This window comes from Bacillus cereus group sp. MYBKT14-1 (genome assembly GCF_051915185.1).
GTDB classification, from domain to species: Bacteria; Bacillota; Bacilli; order Bacillales; family Bacillaceae_G; genus Bacillus_A; species Bacillus_A cereus.
Genome location: NZ_JBQAEF010000001.1, coordinates 122,627 through 140,761, shown reverse-complemented (window position 1 = coordinate 140,761; position 18,135 = coordinate 122,627). Strand labels below are relative to the sequence as shown.

The following is an 18,135-nucleotide window of genomic DNA, read 5'->3' as shown; positions in this document are numbered from 1 at the left end:
ATAGCCCCCTTTCTTATCCTCCTATATAAGACATTTCGATTTTCGGACGATTTTTTGCACTTTCTTCTGTTCGTTCATCCGAATACCTATCTTTTCTATTCATCCATACATCTTGTATAACACTTAATAACTCCTCATCCGAAAGATTTCCTCTAAGAAGTTCTCTTACATCCAAACCCTCTGTCGCAAATAAGCACGTATAAAACTTTCCATCTGCCGAAATTCTCGCCCTCGTACAAGAGACACAAAATGACTCAGAAACAGATGTAATAAAACCAACTTCAACATTTGTTCCAACGTACCGATATCGCTTCGCAACTTCACCAAAGTAATGCGCTTCAGCTGGCTCAAGTGGATCCATCTTATGAATCATCTCAATCAATTCTCGTTTTGTAACGACTTGATCAAAATTCCACCCATTTGTACTACCAACATCCATAAACTCAATAAACCGAAGCGTGATTCCTTGCTCTTTAAAATACGCAGCCATCGGAAGTACTTGATGATCGTTCATCCCTTTTTTCACAACCATATTTACCTTTACTTCCAGCCCCGCCTCTTTAGCTGCTATAATTCCCTTAATTACCGGTTTCGTATTAATATTTCGACCATTAATATTCTTAAATATGTCGTCATCTATTGCATCTAAACTAACATTCACTCTATGTAATCCAGCTTCTTTTAATGCCTTCGCTTGTTTCGTTAAATGTACAGCATTTGTCGTTAACCCTATATCTATTAGCCCATCAATTTTCACAAGACGTGCAATAAGTTTTGTTAAATCTTTACGAAGTAGTGGCTCACCGCCAGTAATTCTAATTTTTCGTACACCAATGTTAACAAATAATTTTGCCAAACGCTCAATTTCATCAAAAGTTAGTAAAAACTCATCTTTCAAAAAAGCATAATCTGACCCAAATATTTCCGCTGGCATACAATATGTACATCTAAAATTGCAACGATCAATGACAGATATACGTAAATCTTGAAGTGGGCGTCCAAAAAAATCTTTAACCATCTCCTGCATCGCCACCCTCCCTTTCTGCCAAATTTCTTTCTTTTCATTCTATTATAATATATTTTCGAACTGCGATGTTTTTGCTCAAGAGAATAATGTGAAACTTTAAATAATTAGAGGGGATCCACTCCCCTGGTTAACGAGGTTTACTTACAAATACAAAGATAAAAAAACCTTGAAACATAAAAGTTTCAAGGTTTTCTGCTTATTAACTTAATCTAATAATAGTTAGGGTAGCCCCTGGCGTTGCTGTAGATAATGTAGCTACTGCAACTACTCCAAATAACTGTAAGCTAACAGCGGCTCCAGCAGGCAAGTTAGCGATTATTGTTGCACTAAATGAACCAGTAGCCACTGTCGGGGCATTTATCGTTCCCGCAAGCGGACTGCCATTTACAGTTATACGAGAACTTACAAGTAATCCTGCCGTTAAATTAATTGTATAGGCTATATAATAGTTTCCTGCATTCGCAACTGTAAATACAGTATTTCCACCACTAACGGTTATTCCTGGTCCAATATTTTGATTGTTTGGTAACGGAATATTCGTGCCACCTAACAAAACAGAAATAACACTTCCTGATGTATTATTCGCAAACGCATACGTTGCAGTTGTACTGACTCCGGTCACCCCGGTCGCTCCTGTGGCTCCGGTTGCTCCAGCTCCGGTTGGACCAGTTGGACCTTGGATTCCTTGTGAGCCGGTTGGACCTGTATCTCCAGTTGGACCTTGAATTCCTTGCGGGCCTTGAATTCCTTGTGGGCCTTGAATTCCTTGTGGGCCTTGAATTCCTTGTGGACCTGTCGCTCCGGTTGCTCCTGTAACTCCCGTTGGACCTTGAATTCCTTGGGGACCTTGAATCCCTTGTGGACCTGTCGCTCCAGTTGCTCCTGTAGCTCCCGTTGGACCTTGAATTCCTTGCGGGCCTTGAATTCCTTGTGGGCCTTGTGGGCCGGTCGGACCTATCTCTCCTTGCGGACCTTGGATTCCCTGTGGGCCTTGTGCCCCGGTTGCCCCTGTCGCTCCTTGGATTCCTTGAGGACCTTGTGGACCTTGAATTCCTTGGGAGCCGGTTGGACCTATGTCGCCTTGTGGGCCTTGAATTCCTTGGGGACCTTGTGCTCCGGTTGCCCCCGTTACTCCTTGGATTCCTTGGGGACCTTGAATACCCTGTGGACCGGTTGGACCTATCTCTCCTTGAACACCTTGGATTCCTTGCGGGCCCTGTAAACCCGTCACTCCGGTTGCTCCTGTTGCTCCTGTCACTCCAGTTGAGCCTGTCGCCCCAGTATCTCCTGTTACTCCTGTCGCACCTGTTGCTCCTGTCGGGCCAGGTGGTCCACCTGATGGACCTGTCACTCCTGCCGGACCTGATGGCCCCGTTGGGCCGGTCGGTCCTGCTGGTCCTCCTGACGGGCCAGTCACCCCTGTTGGACCGGTTACTCCTGTTGGACCGGTAGTTCCTTCTCCCGTCGCTCCGGTTGCCCCCGTATCTCCTGTTGCTCCCGTCGGACCTTGCACTCCTTGAATTCCTTGTGGTCCTTGCACTCCTTGTGCACCTGTTGCTCCTTGAATCCCTTGTATTCCCTGCACTCCTTGTGCGCCCATCGGACCTGTTGGACCAATCGCCCCTTGTATTCCTTGCACTCCTTGGGGCCCCTCTGGACCGGTTGCTCCTATTTCCCCTTGTATCCCTTGAATTCCAGTTGCTCCTTGTGCTCCAGTTGCTCCCGTTATCCCTTGCACACCTTGTATTCCCTGTATTCCTTGTGGACCTTGTGGGCCGGTTGCTCCTTGCACTCCTTGAATGCCTTGTATCCCCTGAGGACCCTCTGGACCCGTTGCTCCAACTGGCCCTTGAACACCTTGTATTCCTTGCGGGCCCTGCAGTCCCTCTGGGCCTTCTGGACCTGTTGGTCCTATCTCTCCTTGTATCCCTTGGATTCCAGTTGGACCTTGTGACCCAGTCGGACCTATGTCACCTTGCGGACCTTGGATTCCCTGTGGGCCTTGTGCTCCTGTTCCCCCTGTCGCTCCTTGGATTCCTTGAGAACCTTGTGGGCCTTGAATTCCTTGTGGACCAGTTAGACCTATGTCGCCTTGTGGGCCTTGAATCCCTTGCGGACCTTGATCTCCTGTGGCCCCGTTACTCCTTGAATTCCTTGGGGACCTTGAACACCTTGTGGCCCTGTTGGACCTATCTCTCCCTGCACACCTTGGATTCCTTGCGGACCCTGTAAACCCGTCACTCCGGTTGCTCCCGTTTCTCCTGTCGCCCCGGTTGCTCCTGTCGGGCCAGGTGGTCCACCAGATGGACCAATTACTCCCGCCGGACCTGATGGCCCCGTTGGGCCGGTCGGTCCTGCTGGTCCTCCAGACGGGCCTGTTACCCCTGTTGGACCAGTTACTCCTGTTGGGCCTGTAGTGCCTTCCCCTGTCGCCCCAGTTGCTCCCATATCCCCTGTTGCCCCCGTCGGACCTTGGATTCCTTGAATTCCTTGTGGACCTTGCACTCCTTGTGCACCCGTCGCTCCTTGAATTCCTTGTACTCCTTGCACTCCTTGTGGCCCCTCTGGACCCGTTGCTCCTATTTCCCCTTGTATCCCTTGAATTCCAGTTGCTCCTTGTACTCCTGTTGCTCCCGTTATCCCTTGCACACCTTGTATTCCCTGAATTCCTTGTGGGCCTTGTGGGCCTGTTGCTCCTACCGGTCCTTGAATGCCTTGTATCCCCTGTGGACCCTCTGGACCCGTCGCTCCAACTGGCCCTGGCACACCTTGTATTCCTTGCGGGCCCTGCAGTCCCTCTGGGCCTTCTGGACCTGTTGGTCCTATATCACCCATCGGACCTTGTATCCCTTGAACTCCCTGTGGCCCTGTTTCTCCTGATGGCCCTGGTACTCCTTGTATACCTTGTGGACCTTGATCTCCTGTGGCCCCTGTTACCCCTTGTGGCCCTATAACCCCCTGTATACCTTGTGGACCTTGATCTCCTGTTGCTCCCGTTGCCCCTTGAATACCTTGAACTCCTTGTATTCCTTGTTCACCAGTTACTCCCGTCGGACCAGGAATACCTTGAATACCCTGCGAACCTTCTGGACCTGTTGGCCCAATTGGTCCTTGAATCCCTTGGATTCCTTGCAAGCCCTGTGCTCCCGTACTTCCAGTCGGACCTGTACTTCCCGTTGCTCCTGTTACCCCTGTACTTCCTGTAGCCCCAGTATTCCCCGTTGCTCCAGTCGCACCTGTACTTCCACTCGGTCCACCACCTGGACCTGTCGCACCAGTCGGCCCCGTCGGACCAGGAGGTCCTCCAGATGGTCCAGTTATTCCAGTTGGACCTGTTATTCCAGTCGGGCCTGTTATCCCCTGACCAGTTGCTCCAGTCGCTCCGGTTGCACCTGTATTTCCACTCGGTCCTGGTGTTCCTTGTATCCCTTGTGCTCCTTGTATTCCTTGTGGACCAGTTGCACCCGGTAACCCTTGGACGCCTTGAATTCCTTGAGATCCCTCAGGTCCCGTCGCTCCAATTGGCCCCTGTAATCCCTGTATCCCTTGTATACCTTGTGCCCCAGTCACTCCCGTTGGACCAATCGGACCTTGTAGCCCTTGCACACCCCCCGGTCCTGTCGCTCCAGTTTCTCCTTGTGGTCCTCTCAATCCTTGTGGCCCCTGCTGTCCTTCTGGTCCAGTTGCACCTATTGGACCAACTGATCCTTGTATCCCTTGCACACCTTGAGGTCCTGTCGGGCCCATCTCCCCCATCGGACCTTGTAATCCTCTTGGTCCTTGAGGTCCTGTTGGGCCTTGTGGACCGGTTGGACCAGTAATCCCTATACCTGTAAATCCAGTTGGAACAGGTGGGAAAGTAGGCCCAATAAGTTCTGGTGGAATTCTAAAATTAGAGCTTAACGAATTTTGCTTCCGATTATTATCACGATTCTTCACACTTTCACCACCTGCAAACCGTCTTTTTCATAATAAATAAGCCTCTTCTTAATCTATTTACAAAAATAATTTCCAAGACTATTTTTATTTTAAATAATAAAAACTCCCTTAATTCCTTAAGGGAGTCCTGCAATTGAATCCATATTATCTGTATTAGGGACAGCTTGTGCTATACCCGATGTATTTACACTTTGCCCCATATTTGTTCCTGTTACAGTACCAGCAGGAGTGCCTCTTGTATATGTTGTCGTCACCGAATCACCTGGCTGTAAACAAAGCTTCGTCTCCGTCCCTATTACTGTAACAACATCAATCCAAGTGCACCCCATTGAACCACTATATGATTTCGAAGCAGTAAATGAAGTATCACTCAAATTATCACCGGTAAATATATTCCCAGTGTTATTCACAATAACAAATTCTTTTATATGAGCAGGCATAATTACACTCTACCTTTCCTCTATGAACCTAATGTACGTGTACTTGTTGCTAACGGCGGAAGAAACACTGATGTTCTAATGACTGCTTCTGGCTGTCTTTTCCCATTTAAAAAAATAGCCGCACTCGACCCTCCAGCACCTGCATATACTTTTGCTACAGCTAAAGGCGAGATATCATAACAGTCGCCGACATTAACAGCTCCTGTATTATTCATAATTTTTACTTTACGCAAATTAATCCCCATTTACCCCTCCTCCTTTTTATACTGTATGCAAAAGAAAAAAACTTGAAACAGACTCGTTTCAAGTTTTTAACTATTAACTATTTCGTTTCACCTTCATATTGAAGCATACCGCCAACCATATTCACTGTTTTAAATCCTTGCTCATTTAAATAATGACATACATTTTCACTGCGCATTCCTGAACGACAAATAAAGATATATTCATTCTCTTTATTAAAGAAATCTACTTTATGTGGGATATCGCCCATTTTAATATGTACAGCTTCTGGAATCTTTCCTGCCGCTACTTCTTCATCTTCTCTTACGTCTACTAAAAATAACGTTTCTCCATTTTCTAAACGCTCTTGTACCTCTTCTGTAGTAATTGTTTTAACTTCTGTCATATGTAGTTCCTCCTTATATACAATAAAACCTTTAGTTTCTTTTTCACAAACATTCTCTACCAATTTTAGCACGCAAAAGAAAGAACGCAAAGAATCGAAAAACTATTTCTCAATTTTCTCGCAAAACTTATTCTTTACAAACATAACTCTTGCATTGTATCCTCAATATACTTGTCTTATGAAAGGAGCCAATGAAAATGACACTTTCCCTTTTCATAATGGGCATCATTTTCTTAATCGCTGCAATTATTACTCTTAGTATGAAAAATACTAAAAAAATAAAATCACCCCAAGAAATGTCATTCTTATTTCTATTGCTTAGTATCGCATTCTTCGGTATAGCAATTGCCACATATATTTTCCGTCTACAAATCATGTAAAAAAAGGTGCCTACTACAAACATTGCACCTTTTCCCCATCATTTGTCTTCTAAACAAAACTAGATACTTTCCGATTTAAAAATTCATAAACTTTCTTTTCAAATAAATGAATATCAAATGCTCCCGCCATATGCCCATTTATACTTTCTATCTCATACACTTCCGCATACTTCCCTTGTTTTCGCAAAATATCTACCATTTTATAGTTGTAACGAGACGGCTGAAGCAAATCTTGTTTACATGGAATCATAAGTACATTCGCTTCTATGTTAGAAAGAGATTCTTCTAATGAAGAAAAACCATGTGCAATATCATGCAATAAAACTGCCTTTGCAGTATACATCCATGAATTTGCATCTACTAACTCTATACTTCTATATGTCGCTTTATTTATCTCTTTTTCAAATGATGTTAGTGTAGAAAACTTTTCATAAGGTTCTATCTCTATACTATTACGAGGAAATGCCATTTCATAAAAATGCTCATCAAACGCGTTCATAAACATCATTCTATTTGCTAAATGAAGCCCCTTTATCGGCTGCTCTTCTCCATATTTTCCACCTTTCCAACTTGGATCCAGTTGAATTGCTTCAATCGCATTTTGCGCTACGTTTACTGACGTAATAATTGGATTTTGTGGGTTCGTAATAACGCCAATCATCCGCTCTACCATATGTGGATAGTGAACCGCCCATTGTTGTGCAATCATTCCCCCTGCCGACGGTCCAATTACAGCGTGTAACCTTGAAATTCCCATACCTTTTATTAACTCATATTGCATACGAGCTACATCAAGAAATGTAAAAAGCGGAAAATCCATAGCATATTCTTCTCCAGTTTCTGGATTAATCGATTTCGGTCCTGTTGTAATCACATATGGATTTCTCACCTGCACATTACAAAGATTATCTGTACATATAACAAAATACTTATTTGTATCAATTGCTTTTCCAGGTCCAATGAGCCCATCCCACCAACCAGACTCCTCATCATGCACTGTATATTTTCCTGCCGCATGACTTGTTGCACTAAAATAATGACAAACCAAAATCACATTTGACCTTTCTCTATTTAACGTACCATATGTCTCATATCCCATTTGAACAGGAATTTCCCTGCCATTTTCAAACGTAAACCCTTTTAAAACAAACTTCTCCTTTTTTACAATTTGCACAGATTCTCCCTCTTCCCGTTATAGTATGAACTGCTTACTAAAGATTTTTTTCCATGCAAACTAATCTCCTTCTTCTTTTCATAAATAAATGAATAATATACAAAATTAGCCACAAAATAGCACTATATTACAAGATTAAAGAGGGTATACACATGATTTGGAATTGGTTACGTAAGAAAAAAAAATCAAATAAACCAGAAGCAAACGAAACAGATAATCAGGAGCAGCATTCTAACAATGAAGAGGATGATAACAAAGAACAGACTAGAAGTATGAAACATAATAAAGGTAAAAATCACGAACAAAAAGATTCTTCTCAGGATAAGCAACAAAGTACTAAACAAAAAGATTCTTCTCAGGATAAGCAACAAAGTACTAAACAAGAGGATTCCTCTCAGGATAAGCAACAAAGCACTAAACAAGATGAACCTTCTCAGGATAAGCAACAAAACTCTAAACAGGATGATTCCTCTCAAGATAAGCAACAAAGTGCTAAACAAGAGGATTCCTCTCAGGATAAGCAACAAAACTCTAAACAAGATGACTCTTCTCAGGATAAGCAACAAAACTCTAAACAAGATGACTCTTCTCAGGATAAGCAACAAAACTCTAAACAGGATGATTCCTCTCAAGATAAGCAACAAAGTACTAAACAAGAGGATTCCTCTCAAGATAAACAACAAGGTGCTAAACAAGGTGATTCGTCTCAAGATAAACAACAAAACGCTAAGCAAGATGAACCTTCTCAAAGTAAGCAACAACACTCTAAAGGTAATAGTATTTATGATTTTACGAAACCAGAAAAAGACCGTATCCATTCTTTACAAAATTTAATAGAGAAGCTGAAAAAATCTAGTGATTTTGTGAATTATCATACATCCGACGATGAAACGATGCCTTATTGGATTTCTTACTATCGTCCTTCGCTTGATGGAGAGAAATTACAAAAATATTTAATGCCTACTCTTTTGGAACGACCTAATGCTTCACTAGAAGAGCTGAAAGAACATATTCCAATGAGCGGCATTACAATTACGAACGACTTACAAAAAATTGAGGATATGGTTTTAAAGGGGCATGCGATTATTCAATTGAATCAGCAAGATCAAAAATGTATGCTTGCAAACATTGCAATTGATAATTATCGTGCACCAACCCCTCCTTTAAACGAATCAACTGTTATTGGTCCGCAAGAAGGTTTCGTAGAAGATATTGATACAAACATTAATTTAGTTCGAAAACGTCTTCCTGTTTTAGATTTACAAACAAAAGAAATGATTATCGGCGAGTTTTCCAAAACAAAAGTTGTCATGATGTATTTAGACAACCTCGCTGAAAAAGATAATGTAGATTTTCTCGAGGAATCATTACGCGCTCTTGAATATGATCAAATTAATGATAGTGCTTATATACAAGAATTGATGGGTGAAAAATCGATTTTCCCTCTCTATATCAATACAGAACGCACTGATAGAGTTACAAAAGCACTAATTGATGGAAAAATCGCTATTTTCGTTGATGGTTCTCCAAATGTTCTATTAACGCCCGTATCATATTTCGATTTCTTTATTTCACCAGAAGATTATAATGTCTCTTGGCTATATGCAACGTTTTCAAGAGTTTTACGACTTATCGCTGTCCTTTTCTCAATTTGTGCAGCTCCATTATATGTTGCCGTTTTAAATTATCATTATGAACTTATTCCAAGTGATTTGCTGGAAACATTAATTTTATCAAGAGCGCAAGTTCCATTCCCACCTTTAATTGAAGCACTTTTTTTGGAATTAGTTATTGATTTATTAAGAGAAGCTGGTGCAAGGTTACCGATGAAAGTTGGGCAAACACTCGGTATTGTAGGCGGTATCGTAATCGGGCAAGCATCTGTACAAGCTGGGTTAACGAGTAACATTTTATTAATTATCGTTGCACTATCAGCACTCGCTTCTTTTATTACACCTATTTATAAAATGGGTAACGCTGTTCGATTACTACGCTTTCCTTTTCTTGTGTTTGCAGAAATAGGCGGATTGTTCGGGATTTCTCTTGGATTTATCTTCTTATTTACTCATCTATTCAGGCTTACTTCCTTACGTAAGCCGTACGCTTTATTTTATCCGACAAGGCAACAATCAGTTAAAGATTCTTGGATCCGTTTTCCATTAACAATGATTGATACAAGAGATGTGCAAGCAAGACCACAACATGTAAAAAAAGCAGCGAAAGGAATTTCAACAAAACATAGATCGGATTTTGATGATTAAGAAACGAGGTGCATTGATGAGTAAAGTTCAAGAAAAATATCAAATATCTCCTATCTTCGTTTTCTTCTTAATTCACAGTGCACAGTTTGGTGCTGGCGTTCTAGGATTCGCTCGAATTATCGCAAAAGCTGCTGGATACGACGGCTGGATGGGGGTTATAATCACAGGAATTTTCATCCATATTCTTATATGGATGATGTATATCTTATTAAAAGAAACAAATGGGAATTTAATTGATTTACATCGACAAACATTTGGAAAATGGCTAGGAAATGGCATTAGCATCATCTTTATGGCTTATTTTTTAATCGTTAGTATTTCGGTCATTCGAACATATGTTGAAATTATTCAAGTATGGATGTTTCCTACCGCTTCCACCTTTATGTTAACACTCTTTTTATGCTTAGTTAGTTATTACATTATTTCCTCTGGATTTCGTGTCATTACTGGTATTTGCGTAATCTCAGTTGGCGGTACATTGGGCTATTTATTTCTTAGCCTATTTGTTTTGAAATACTCACATTGGGATAATTTACTTCCTATATTTACACATTCTTTTTCAGATATTTTAAAAGCAGCGAATCTGTCAATCTACAGTATGACAGGGTTTGAGATTTATCTCATGGTTTATCCTTTTGTGAAAAAACCTATGCAATCTCATAAATTCGCTCAATATGGAGCATTATTTTCAAACCTTTTATATTTATTTAGTACCGTTTTAGCCTTTACCTTTTTTAGTGAGAAGCAATTGTTAAAAACAATATGGGCACAACTTTCTATGACCCAAGTCATTCAATTACCATTTATAGAAAGACTCGAATATATTGCAATTTCAGGCTATGCACTCGTTATTATTACAAGTTTCATCCTTCCTTTATGGGCGGCAACGAGAGGAACTCACGAAATATTTCGCGTGAAACAAAGAGGCGTTCTAGTTGCTTTCTTCCTTATCACTCTCATTGTTTCACAACTTTTAACAAGCAGACATGATATTAATAATTTTATTAGTAATGCGTCAAAAGTTAGTTCTTGGCTCATTTATGTATACATCCCAATCCTATTTATTATTGTGTGGGTGAAAAGAAAATGGAAAAAATCAAAAACACAAGTAAATTAATACTTATTTCTTGTATAACATTCTTCAGTCTAACTGGATGTTTACAAAAAAATATTATCGATGATGTACAGCTTATTCAAGGAACCGTTTTTGATGTCGCAAAAGATAATAAAGTAAAAGTGACATTCGTTTGTCCCATTCAGAAAAAAGGAAATAAAGTTCAAGTTTTTGAAGGCAGTGCAAATGCAGTAAAACAAGTAAAAGCAGACACATCTTTAGAGTCTTCTCAACCATTTGCTAGCGGACAAATGCGTGTCGCTCTATATACGATAAGACTTGCTAAAACAGGAATGTCTACTTCATTCGATACATTACTTCGAGATGTGAATATAGGGAACGCTTTATATGCTGCTTTATTAGATGGGAATGGTACTGAACTTTTAAAAGGCAAATATTCGACTTCATACAACGTTGCAATTTATATAAAAAAATTGCTAGAACATAACATGGAGACCGGACCTTTACCAGCGGATAATCTACATATAGGAGCATTTCGCTATTATCAAGAAGGAAAAGACTACTATATTCCCATTCTAAAGAAACATGGTGATAAAATAAAAATTACCGGAATTGGCCTTTTTAAAAAGGATAAATATATCGGTAAAATTGCGGAAAAAGATATGTTCATATTTAAAGGACTGTTAGAGAAACATAAATTAGATTCACATGAATTTAAAACAGATTCTGCGTACGTAATGATTAATAATATTCGTTCTGTTCCAACTTACGATATAAAAATTAAAAACGGAAAGCCTTCTTTTTTCATTAACGTTCGTCTTGATGCACGTATTCAAGAACTATCAAAACAAATTAACTTAGAAAATAACAAGAACACAAAAAACATTGAAAAAGATGTCCAAAAACAATTAGATAAACAAGCTGCTAAGTTAATTAAGCAACTTAAATCTTTAGGCGTCGATCCTCTCGGGCTAGGTGCAAAGTATAAGCAACATTATCGCCCATTCAAATTAGAAGAATGGAGACAAATGTATAAAGATGTTCCTGTCCATATAAAATACACCGTAAATATTACAAATTCTGGTGTCATTGAATGAGAAATGATTGAACTCCTCTCTCCAGCATGATACAACGGAGAGAGGAGTTTTTTATTATCAAATAGAGAGAGAAGATATTTATGGGGGAGCTTATGTCTAAAAAATTAGTAAAGCCTATTTTAAATGGTATTTTATTTCTCGGCGTCTTTTTATTTGCTCATACATACTTAAAAAATGTTTCCTTCACACGTTATTTACTTGTCGTTATACCAATGTTGCTCGTTGGTATGTTTGGCATCGACCTTATTTTATCCATTTTAATAAAAAAAGAAGAATAACGAGCGAACATCTTATTTCGATAAGATGTTCTTTTCATTTCATAATCACCTTATGTTACAATAAACTTCGGCATAACGTAAGAAAGGATGAAACAACATGACAAACGAAAAAGGTTTAGATAAAGGATACGAACTTGTTGCGAAAATGCATGAAGTATTCGGACATCCTGTAACAAATACTCCAACAAAATTAACGGAAGAGCGCGCAAAAATCCGTGCAAGTTTTATGCAGGAAGAACTAGAAGAATTTCTAGAAGCAACGACTGTTGAAGATCAATACGATGCACTGATTGACCTTATTTACTTTGCATTCGGCACGTTTGCCGAAATGGGCGTACGTCCTGATAAAGGATTCGAAATTGTAAATAACGCAAACATGGCAAAACTATTCCCTGACGGGAAACCTCGATTCCGCGAAGGTGACGGTAAAATTCTAAAACCTGAAGGCTGGCAAGCACCAGAACCACAACTTCGTGCTGAAATCGAACGTCAACGCCAAGAAGCTGAAAAAAACTGCTAGGATTTCCTAGCAGTTTTTTATTATGTCTTTTTTTCTGGCAATCATTAATGACCCACGTGTCCCGCATGTCCTGCAGCTCCACTAATGCTAGCCGCTCCTGCTGCTGCCCCCGCTCCTCCTGCTCCAATTCCACCTGTCCAAGGAGAAGATTGTTGTTGTTGATACTGTTGATACTGTTGGTATTGTTGGTGTTGTTGGTGTTGTTGGTGTTGTTGGTGTTGTTGGTGTTGTTGGCCTTGGTAACCTTGATGACCATGTTGACCTTGGTGACCGTGGTGGCCTTGATGGCCGTGGTGATGTACTTGTTGTTGATGATGTCCATGATGACCGTGGTGACCTTGGTGGTGATGGTGGCCGTGGTGATGTACTTGTTGTTGATGATGTCCATGATGACCATGGTGACCTTGGTGGTGATGGTGTCCATGATGGCCATGGTGTCCTTGGTGGTGATGGTGTCCATGATGGCCATGGTGTCCTTGGTGGTGATGATGTCCATGATGGCCATGGTGACCTTGATGATGGTGTCCATGATGACCGTCGTGGTGGCCATGGTGACCGTAAAAACCTTGTGGATAACCACCTACTCCTCCAACGAAAGATGGGAATGTAGTTGGTACGCCTACTGGTACTCCTCCCGCTGCTCCGCCTACAAATGTTGGGATTCCTGTTTGCACTCCAGCTACTGATGATGGAAATCCTCCTGTTAATGTTGGAATTCCAGTTTGTGCTCCAGCTACTGATGTGGAAAATCCTCCAGGTGTTCCACCCATCCAGCTCGGAATTCCGCCATATCCTTGTTGTCCGCCTCCCATTAACATCATTTGTTCATAACTATCCGATCCACCTCCGAAAAAGCCATGTGGTGCATTATTGTCCATCCCTTTCATTCCTTTCACCTCTTCTACTCAATTTAGCCTACCTTTTTTATCATATTTCCTATAGAAAAATAGGTGTTTGTCTGTATTGGAATTCCGCTCTTTTATTTGTACGTATTGGAATAATTGAAAACTTAGACTAGGGTGATCCAGAGATTATTTTCTACACAAAAAAGCTCAGAGTATACATACTCTGAGCTTTTATTTAGAATAAATTAATTTGCAACAACATTAACAAGTTTTCCAGGAACAACAATTACTTTACGAACTGTTTTCCCTTCAATTTGGTCTTGAATTGCTTCAAGTGCAAGTTGTTCCATTTCTTCTTTTGATGCGTCTTTACTCATTGTTAGTTTTGCGCGAACTTTACCCATAACTTGAACAACAATTTCAACTTCATCTTCTACAAGTTTAGACTCATCAAATGTTGGCCAGCTTGCATATGTGATTGTTTCATTGTATCCAAGTTTGCTCCATAGCTCTTCCCCGATATGAGGTGCAACTGGTGCAATCATTTTTACGAAACCTTCTACATATTCTCTCGGAAGTGTTTCAGCTTTGTATGCATCGTTGATGAATACCATCATTTGAGAAATCGCTGTGTTGAAGCGAAGCTCTGCATAGTCTTCTGTTACTTTCTTCACTGTTTGATGGTAAGCTTTTTCAAGCTCTTTATTTGGTGCGTCAGTAATTTTCTCACTTAATTCACCGTTATCTTGAACGAATAGACGCCATACGCGGTCTAGGAAACGACGAGCTCCGTCAAGACCATTTTCAGACCAAGCAATTGAAGCATCTAATGGTCCCATGAACATTTCGTATAGACGAAGTGTATCTGCACCGTGGCTTGCTACGATATCATCAGGATTTACAACGTTACCTTTTGATTTACTCATTTTCTCGTTGTTTTCACCTAGAATCATACCTTGGTTGAATAATTGTTGGAATGGCTCTTTCGTTGGAACTACACCGATATCGTATAATACTTTATGCCAGAAACGAGCATATAGTAAGTGAAGTACAGCATGTTCTGCACCACCGATATAAATATCAACTGGAAGCCATTGTTTTACTTTTTCAGGATCTACAAGTGCTTCGCTATTGTTTGGATCGATGTAACGTAGGTAGTACCAGCAGCTACCAGCCCATTGCGGCATTGTGTTCGTTTCACGACGACCTTTTTTACCAGTCTCAGGATCAACAACATTTACCCACTCGTCAATGTTAGCAAGTGGTGATTCACCTGTACCTGAAGGACGGATGTTTTCTGTTTTCGGAAGAACTAATGGTAATTCCTCCTCTTTCACAGCTGTCATTGTACCATCTTCCCAGTGAATTACTGGAATTGGTTCACCCCAGTAACGTTGACGGCTGAATAACCAGTCACGTAAACGGTACGTTACTTTTTGATTTCCTGCGCTCGTTGCTTCAAGCCATTCAATCATTTTTGCGATTGCTTCTTCTTTATTTAATCCATCAAGGAATGCTGAGTTTACGTGTGCACCATCACCTGTGTACACTTCTTTCGTAATATCTCCGCCTTTTACAACTTCCTTCATTGGAAGATTAAATACTGATGCGAATTCATAGTCACGCTCATCGTGAGCTGGAACTGCCATTACAGCACCTGTTCCGTAAGTTGCAAGAACATAGTCAGCGATCCAGATTGGTAATTTCTCACCGTTTACTGGGTTAACTGCGTAAGCACCAGTGAATACACCAGTTTTCTCTTTCGCAAGTTCTGTACGCTCTAGGTCACTCTTCATTTTTACAGCGTTAATGTAAGCTTCTACCGCTTCTTTTTGTTCTGCTGTTGTAATTTCTGCAACAAGTGCATGTTCTGGAGCTAGTACACAGTATGTTGCACCAAATAATGTATCAGGGCGCGTTGTGAAAACTGTGAATTTCTCGTCTGTACCATCGATGTTGAAGTGTACTTCTGCACCTTCAGAACGACCGATCCAGTTACGTTGCATATCTTTTAAGCTTTCAGGCCAATCAAGCTCATCTAGATCTTCTAATAGACGATCTCCGTAAGCTGTAATTTTTAACATCCACTGTCTCATCGGACGACGCTCAACTGGATGTCCACCACGCTCACTCTTACCGTCAATGATTTCTTCGTTTGCGAGTACTGTACCAAGTGCTGGGCACCAGTTTACAGGTACTTCATCAACGTAAGCTAAGCCTTTTTCAAATAGTTTTAGGAAGATCCATTGCGTCCACTTATAGTAGTTTGGATCTGTTGTATTTACTTCACGGTCCCAATCGTAAGAGAAACCTAATGATTTAATTTGGTTACGGAACGTATTAATATTATGCTCTGTAAATTCAGCTGGGCTGTTTCCAGTATCAAGTGCATATTGCTCTGCTGGAAGACCAAATGCATCCCATCCCATTGGATGCAGAACGTTATATCCTTGCATACGCTTCATACGAGATAAAATATCTGTCGCTGTATAACCTTCTGGATGTCCTACGTGTAAGCCTGCACCTGATGGATATGGGAACATATCTAGTGCATAAAATTTTGGTTTTTCTGTCTCATCTGGCGTACGGAATGTTTTATTCTCTTCCCAGTACCCTTGCCACTTCTTCTCAATTTCTTGATGATTAAAGCTCATGAGATACCCTCCTTGAAATTCTATTTATTTTCACCGCCCAAAATACAAAAAACCTCTCATCCCTAGAAAGGGACGAGAGGTTATAGATTCCCGCGGTACCACCCTAAATTAATGTACAAATATACATTCGCTTAGATCCGTAACGTGGATTAACGGCAATTGCTACTATTAGTTTCACAACTGCAACTCAAAGGCGAGTTCATAACGAAACGTGGATTGACTTGCACCGACCGTCAACTCTCTAAACCAGCTTCTATTACTACTACTCCTTCTCACTGTTATTACACATATAAGTTAAGTGAACTATCCTTCACCTAGTATCTCTTAAGAGCTTACTTAAAGCGAGGACTTCTCGGTTAATCGTTACTCTTAATAACTAACGAATTCATCTTAAGACAGCCGAGCTATCTCCCTTGTTCTAAAGGTTGTTTTATTTAAATATATTCTAAAACATGTTACATGTTCCGTCAAACTAAACTGCAATTTTTTCTTCAACTGTTTCTTCTACTTTTACTCGTTTATCATAAATGCTCGTTGCTATAAGCGCTACTACAAGCATTACCATGATTGCTATAAACAATACTTCCATATTGTATAAATCCACAATTGCTCCGCCAACGACCGGTCCGAACATTTTCCCTACAGTCGCCGCACTATTTACGACACCTTGATAAAATCCTAATTTATCTTTTGGTGCAAGTATATTTGCAATCGTTGGAACCGCAGGCCATACAAATAACTCACCAATTGTTAATGTTACCATCGCAACGAGGAACATCGTAAATTGCTGCGCTTGACTTAACACAATGAATGACGCCGCAAAAATGAAAATCCCAATCATAATTTGCTGTTTTAAAGAACGCTTCATCCAACGAATTAGCATACTAACAAGTGGTTGCGCACAAACAATCATCGCTCCGTTTATCGTCCATAGTAAACTATAGTGACGAAGGCTAATATTCAATTCTTGCATATGTGTTGCAATCGCTCCTTGCCACTGTACGTATGTAACCCAGCATAAAGCATATGCTACACACACGATAAGAAGTGCTTTAAATCCAGGTGTAAGTGACCACCCTTTTTTCGTTTCGACTTCTTTTTGCACTCCTGGCTCTTTCTTGTCTTCCATACCGCGGAATCCAATAAAAGCAATTAAAAAGAAAACAAAGTATAAAATAAAATTCGCTAAGAAAATATAATCAAAACGATACGATGCAACTAATCCACCACATGCTGTTCCGATCGCAATACCAACATTTTGTCCAACGTACATCGCATTAAATGCCCGTCTTCCGCCTTCTGGCCAAACCGTACCAACCATCGCATACATCGATGGGAAGACCATTCCAGAACCGAAGCCGATTAACGCTAGCCACACAACATATAACGGCCAACCGTGGAAGAACACAAGACCTAAAATCGATACAAGTGTAATCACAATCCCTACTAAAGTTGATTTATAACCGCCCCATTTATCAAATAAAACACCGCCGAGCAAGTTTCCGATTACACCAGTAAGCGAATTGATCATTAATACCATTCCGGCCACAGATAAAGATTTTCCTAGGTGATCATGCAAATAAATTGTATTAAAAGGCCATAAAAAAGAAGCACCCGTGACATTAATAATCATCCCAGCTACTAATAGCCATACTTTCCTTGGCATAGTTTCCCCTCCTATTCTATTTTTTTCGTTCATATATATAACAGTAAAATTGTAGTCGTTTTTAAATAGGAAGGCAACTGATTAATAGTTGATGAAATTCAGATAATGGCTCTTCGGTAAATGAAATTATATTGGTTGCTTCTTGGATTAT

14 protein-coding genes, 1 pseudogene and 1 other annotated feature are annotated in these 18,135 nt (G+C 40.6%); of the genes and pseudogenes, 6 read left to right on the top strand and 9 right to left on the bottom strand.

Annotated elements, in window-relative coordinates; translation table 11 throughout:
• Positions 1 to 13: 13 nt before the first annotated feature.
• The 5 genes and pseudogenes from moaA to ACTFO4_RS00800 form a co-directional block, all read right to left on the bottom strand.
• Positions 14 to 1,027, bottom strand: a complete 1,014-nt coding sequence (gene moaA, locus ACTFO4_RS00820) for a GTP 3',8-cyclase MoaA (RefSeq protein WP_001157119.1) — start codon at positions 1,025 to 1,027, stop codon at positions 14 to 16.
• A 199-nt stretch (positions 1,028 to 1,226) separates the two neighbouring features.
• Positions 1,227 to 4,966, bottom strand: a pseudogene (locus tag ACTFO4_RS00815) (BclA-related collagen-like exosporium protein).
• A gap of 116 nt (positions 4,967 to 5,082) precedes the next feature.
• A complete protein-coding gene (locus ACTFO4_RS00810) occupies positions 5,083 to 5,406 on the bottom strand; it encodes a hypothetical protein (RefSeq protein ID WP_001110855.1) in 324 nt (107 codons plus the stop codon).
• A 20-nt stretch (positions 5,407 to 5,426) separates the two neighbouring features.
• On the bottom strand, positions 5,427 to 5,651 hold the full coding sequence (locus tag ACTFO4_RS00805) for a spore germination protein (RefSeq protein WP_000512468.1): 225 nt from the start codon (positions 5,649 to 5,651) through the stop codon (positions 5,427 to 5,429).
• A gap of 77 nt (positions 5,652 to 5,728) precedes the next feature.
• Positions 5,729 to 6,034, bottom strand: a complete 306-nt coding sequence (locus ACTFO4_RS00800; protein ID WP_000141207.1) for a rhodanese-like domain-containing protein — start codon at positions 6,032 to 6,034, stop codon at positions 5,729 to 5,731.
• Between the two features lie 197 nt (positions 6,035 to 6,231).
• Between ACTFO4_RS00800 and ACTFO4_RS00795 the strand changes: the two genes are divergently transcribed.
• Positions 6,232 to 6,414, top strand: coding sequence for a hypothetical protein (locus ACTFO4_RS00795; protein ID WP_000175905.1), 183 nt, complete (start codon positions 6,232 to 6,234; stop codon positions 6,412 to 6,414).
• Between the two features lie 49 nt (positions 6,415 to 6,463).
• Here ACTFO4_RS00795 and ACTFO4_RS00790 read toward each other — a convergent pair whose 3' ends face one another.
• Positions 6,464 to 7,588: an alpha/beta fold hydrolase gene (locus tag ACTFO4_RS00790; protein ID WP_440013269.1), complete on the bottom strand. Its 1,125-nt coding sequence runs from the start codon at positions 7,586 to 7,588 to the stop codon at positions 6,464 to 6,466.
• Between the two features lie 152 nt (positions 7,589 to 7,740).
• Here ACTFO4_RS00790 and ACTFO4_RS00785 point away from each other — a divergent pair, with 152 nt between their 5' ends.
• The 5 genes from ACTFO4_RS00785 (at position 7,741) to ACTFO4_RS00765 (ending at position 12,819) form a co-directional block, all read left to right on the top strand.
• A complete protein-coding gene (locus ACTFO4_RS00785; protein WP_440013271.1) occupies positions 7,741 to 9,849 on the top strand; it encodes a spore germination protein in 2,109 nt (702 codons plus the stop codon).
• A 16-nt stretch (positions 9,850 to 9,865) separates the two neighbouring features.
• The gene (locus tag ACTFO4_RS00780; protein WP_440013273.1) at positions 9,866 to 10,966 is read left to right on the top strand and encodes a spore germination protein; all 1,101 of its coding nucleotides are present in this window, start codon (positions 9,866 to 9,868) and stop codon (positions 10,964 to 10,966) included.
• On the top strand, positions 10,936 to 12,021 hold the full coding sequence (gene gerHC / locus ACTFO4_RS00775) for a spore germination protein GerHC (protein ID WP_103621649.1): 1,086 nt from the start codon (positions 10,936 to 10,938) through the stop codon (positions 12,019 to 12,021). Before ACTFO4_RS00780 ends, gerHC begins: the two co-directional genes overlap by 31 nt.
• A gap of 92 nt (positions 12,022 to 12,113) precedes the next feature.
• Positions 12,114 to 12,299, top strand: coding sequence for a hypothetical protein (locus ACTFO4_RS00770; RefSeq protein WP_000038783.1), 186 nt, complete (start codon positions 12,114 to 12,116; stop codon positions 12,297 to 12,299).
• Positions 12,300 to 12,396: 97 nt separating this feature from the next.
• Positions 12,397 to 12,819 carry a hypothetical protein gene (locus ACTFO4_RS00765; protein WP_000180554.1) on the top strand — a complete coding sequence of 141 codons (423 nt, stop codon included), beginning with the start codon at positions 12,397 to 12,399 and terminating at the stop codon, positions 12,817 to 12,819.
• Between the two features lie 44 nt (positions 12,820 to 12,863).
• Here the strand turns inward: ACTFO4_RS00765 and ACTFO4_RS00760 are convergent, their stop codons facing one another.
• From ACTFO4_RS00760 to ACTFO4_RS00750, 3 genes are all read right to left on the bottom strand, one after another.
• Positions 12,864 to 13,706, bottom strand: coding sequence for a hypothetical protein (locus tag ACTFO4_RS00760; RefSeq protein ID WP_440013275.1), 843 nt, complete (start codon positions 13,704 to 13,706; stop codon positions 12,864 to 12,866).
• A gap of 203 nt (positions 13,707 to 13,909) precedes the next feature.
• A complete protein-coding gene (leuS, locus tag ACTFO4_RS00755) occupies positions 13,910 to 16,318 on the bottom strand; it encodes a leucine--tRNA ligase (RefSeq protein ID WP_000009461.1) in 2,409 nt (802 codons plus the stop codon).
• Positions 16,319 to 16,383: 65 nt separating this feature from the next.
• Positions 16,384 to 16,603 (bottom strand) — a binding site (T-box leader).
• Between the two features lie 187 nt (positions 16,604 to 16,790).
• Positions 16,791 to 17,984: an MDR family MFS transporter gene (locus tag ACTFO4_RS00750; protein WP_001137561.1), complete on the bottom strand. Its 1,194-nt coding sequence runs from the start codon at positions 17,982 to 17,984 to the stop codon at positions 16,791 to 16,793.
• Positions 17,985 to 18,135 lie beyond the last annotated feature (151 nt).